This window comes from Psychroserpens sp. (assembly GCF_045105015.1).
Lineage (GTDB): Bacteria > Bacteroidota > Bacteroidia > Flavobacteriales > Flavobacteriaceae > Psychroserpens.
In genome coordinates this window covers 1-4003 of record NZ_JBGCCX010000126.1, presented here as the reverse complement: position 1 = coordinate 4003, position 4003 = coordinate 1, and the positions used below count along the sequence as shown (strand labels likewise).

The following is a 4003-nucleotide window of genomic DNA, read 5'->3' as shown; positions in this document are numbered from 1 at the left end:
CCAGTGTCTTTTGCATTTTTACCGTGTTTCTTAAAGAGTTTCTCTTTGTTTTCTTTTGTTAAATACATGCTAATATTATTGTAAATGATTTTTATGTACGTTGAAAGTCAATCTTTCAAGCGGCAAATATAGTAATTTTTAGTGATTAACAAATTTTGTAGTCACTGTTTTCTTTCTATTAAATAAGAATTAAACCTTTTTAGTATATAAAGGTCTTATGATCATATTAACTATTAAAATAAATAATCATGAACACAAAACATGTTTTTAGGACTTCAATTTTTATGCTAACATTTTTTATTCTCTCATTTGTTAGTTGTAGTGACGGTAATTCAATAGAAGAGGAAGAACAAGCAGAAGATATTACAGAATTAATGCGAGCTTCTGAAATTGATGTAGTAGGAGAGATTGTAAGTGATATTATTATTGATTCTTACGAAATTCAAGAGAATGATGAATTAAATAGAATGGTTAGTAGTTCATCATTTTTGCCATCATGTGTAGTAGTAACCATTGTTGCAGAACAAGGTTTTAGAGAAGTAACTTTAGATTTCGGGACTGAAGGCTGTATAGTTAATGAGCATTTACTAAGAGGACAAATTGTATTTTCATATACAAGAAATACTGAAGTTCAAGAAATACTAATCTCTTATAGTTTAATTGATTTCTATTTTGATACTAACAATATTATTGGCAGTAAAACCATATTAAGACAATTATCAAACGGTAATGGAAATCCCCAATTTACACACAACTTAGATTTAACAATTGTTTGGCCAAATGGATTACAAGCCAACAGAGAAGGAGTAAAAGTAAGAGAATGGGTTGAAGGTTTTGGAAGTGGTATTTTTAGTGATAATGTATTTGAAATTACTGGAAATTGGACGACTACATTTGTAAACGGAAACCAACATACTTATGAAGTATTATCACCTTTAAGACGTCAAGTAATCTGTAATTATTTTCTTAGTGGCACTGTAGATGTACAACGTACTAATTTTGGTGGAACTTTTGATTATGGTTCTGGAGTTTGTGATAATCAGGCGACCTTTACTTTCAATAATGGATATCAAATCGATATTATTTTAAATTAAATTGATCTTTATGTTAAACAAAAAACACGCATCATTTGATGCGTGTTTTTTTTGTTTTTCTAAAAATTATTTAGAACTAATTTTTAATGAATCGTTTAGTTATGTTGCCATTTGATGTTTTGAGATTCAAAATATATAATCCTGAATGTAAATGAGAAACATTGATGTTTTCAATGTTATTTTTATTATTTAATACTGTTCTTCCATTTAAATCTACAATTGAAACAGATAGAATACTATTTGTTTGAGCAGATTTAATATTTAAAATATCGTCTGTTGGATTAGGAAATAATTTGATGTCATTAGAAGCAAGTAAGTAGATATTTGTACTCAATTTACTTCTGTCTAAAGCTTCATAAACTAAAACTGTATCTTGGAATACCATTCCTCCTGCATTGATATCAAATACATTTGATGAAGTTCTGAAAACTAAACGACCATCACTATCATCATAGTAATTATTAACAGTTTGTACTACATTACCTATAGGTACTGGGAAGCCAAAAACAGATATCGATAAATTTATTACTTGTTCAGTCTTTAGTCGTGTTACATTTCCACTATAAGCGCCAAGACCAAAATCATTTAGAGTTAATGTGCCATAAGCATCAACACTGGTTGTTATGCTTCCCGTAAATGTTCCATTTGCTTGAGTACCATCAACATCTCCATCAAAAGTTCCTCCAATTCCATCTGGATCTGTGAAAGAATAAGACCAACTCAAAGGAAAAGTTCCTAAAGTTGCATTATTAGATAGGTTTAATTCTAATTGATCACCTTGACTCAGACCTGTTATAGAAATCTCTCCCATATTATCTCTGATGTAAAGATTACTAATAACCGGTGGCATACCTGCCGTAGTAATAGTTTGAACTGCTGTTGTTCCTGGATATTCGTTTTGATCATCAGTACTAGCTGGAGAAGTATAAGTGTCTGTGTTTAAGCCTATTTGAGTGAAATTTGTGAAATTCCATACGACATTTTCTCCTGAAGAACTTTCATCTACTGGTGAAGATGGTGTTAAGATGGCATAATCTTCTTCGGTTGTATTTACAAACTGACTAATTGGAGCCTGTGCAAAACTAAAATAAGAAGCAACTAAAAATAGATAGAGTAATTTTTGTTTCATGTTTAATGATTTGATTAATTGTTGATTACGAAAGTATGAAAATAATTTATCTTAATTAAAAAAGACCTCAATTGAGGTCTTTTTTATTATGTTCTAAGAGGTTGATTTTTTATTAAATCTATATACAGATTAACCTTTTGTTTTAAATCTTTACGATGGGTTATAAAATCTAAGAAACCATGTTCTAATAAAAATTCAGAAGTTTGAAAACCTTCGGGTAATTCTTGACCAGTGGTATCTCTAACAACTCTTGGTCCTGCAAAACCTATTAAGGCACCCGGTTCACTAATGTTGATGTCACCAAGCATCGCAAATGATGCTGTTGTTCCTCCAGTAGTTGGATCTGTGCATAGTGATATGTAAGGAATACCAGCATCAGCTAATTGAGCTAAAGTCACAGATGTTTTGGCTAATTGCATCAGTGATAATGCTGCTTCCATCATACGAGCACCACCAGATTTTGAAATGATCATAAATGGTGTCTTTTTCTTAAGAGCGTAACTTGCTGCACGAGCAATTTTTTCACCTACAACACTTCCCATAGATCCACCAATAAATGAAAAGTCCATACAGGCAATAACTAAGTCTTGTCCATTAGATTTCCCGACAGCAGTACGAACCGCATCTTTTAGGTTTGTTTTCTCTTGAGCAGCCTTTAAACGGTCTGGGTATTTTTTTGTGTCTTCAAATTTTAAAGGATCTTTTGATGTTAAGTCAGGATCAAGTTCTTTAAATTTATTTTCGTCGAATAAAATTTCGAAGTATTCTTTACTTCCAATTCTAACGTGATATCCATCTTCTGGACTAACGTAATAGTTTTGCTCTAATTCTTTAGTGTCTACAATTTTACCAGTTGGAGATTTGTACCATAACCCTTTTGGTGTGTCTTTTTTCTCTTCGGTAGTAGTTTGTATGCCTTTATCTTTTCTTTTAAACCAAGCCATAATGATTTATGATTTTAACCCTTCGACTAAGCGCAGGACTAGATTAAAATTTAGGATAACGATTGTAATACATGTTACTATTGTAATCGTTACACTGCGTTAAGGATTGAAGCGGCATCCTTTTTTAAAAGATACAGCGTAAAGCCTGACCACAAAATTAAGCCTTTTTTTAATTTTGTGGTAACGCCCTAAAAAAACTTATAAAGTATTTACATTATTAAGATCCTCAAACGCTTTTTTTAGACGCTCAACAAATGCATTTTCACCCTTACGTAACCAAACTCTTGGATCGTAATATTTTTTATTTGGTACATCATCTCCATCTGGATTACCAATTTGTTGTTTTAAATAGGCTTCTTTTTCTCCCATATAATCGCGAATACCACTCATGAAAGCGTATTGCATATCTGTATCAATATTCATTTTGATTACACCATAACCAATCGCCTCTCTAATTTCTTCAACAGTAGAACCTGAACCACCATGAAACACAAAATCTACGTGATTGTGAGGTAAGTTATGTTTGTTTGATAAGAATTCTTGTGAATTCTTTAAGATTTTTGGAGTCAACTTTACGTTTCCAGGTTTGTAAACACCATGAACGTTACCAAAAGCAGCGGCAATTGTAAACTGATCACTTATTTTGCTCAACTCTTCATAAGCATAGGCTACTTCTTCAGGTTGTGTGTATAGTTTTGAATCATCTACATCTGTATTATCAACACCATCTTCTTCACCACCAGTAATTCCTAATTCTATTTCTAGAGTCATGTCCATTTTAGACATTCTTTCTAGATATCTTTACAGATTTCTATATTTTCTTCTAGCGGCTCTTC

3 protein-coding genes and 1 pseudogene are annotated in these 4003 nt (G+C 31.7%); 1 reads left to right on the top strand and 3 read right to left on the bottom strand.

Annotation, left to right across the window (positions count from 1 at the left end; genetic code table 11):
- Nucleotides 1-248: 248 nt before the first annotated feature.
- Complete coding sequence (locus AB8B90_RS09410; RefSeq protein ID WP_405336134.1) at nucleotides 249-1094, top strand: hypothetical protein; 846 nt, start codon at nucleotides 249-251, stop codon at nucleotides 1092-1094.
- A 76-nt stretch (nucleotides 1095-1170) separates the two neighbouring features.
- Here AB8B90_RS09410 and AB8B90_RS09405 read toward each other — a convergent pair whose 3' ends face one another.
- The 3 genes and pseudogenes from AB8B90_RS09405 to fbaA form a co-directional block, all read right to left on the bottom strand.
- Nucleotides 1171-2223, bottom strand: a complete 1053-nt coding sequence (locus AB8B90_RS09405; protein ID WP_405336131.1) for a T9SS type A sorting domain-containing protein — start codon at nucleotides 2221-2223, stop codon at nucleotides 1171-1173.
- A gap of 86 nt (nucleotides 2224-2309) precedes the next feature.
- Nucleotides 2310-3167 (bottom strand): acetyl-CoA carboxylase, carboxyltransferase subunit beta, encoded by an 858-nt coding sequence (accD, locus tag AB8B90_RS09400; RefSeq protein ID WP_405336128.1) that lies wholly within the window; start codon nucleotides 3165-3167, stop codon nucleotides 2310-2312.
- Between the two features lie 198 nt (nucleotides 3168-3365).
- Nucleotides 3366-4003: pseudogene (fbaA, locus tag AB8B90_RS09395) on the bottom strand (class II fructose-bisphosphate aldolase); the annotation flags it as partial.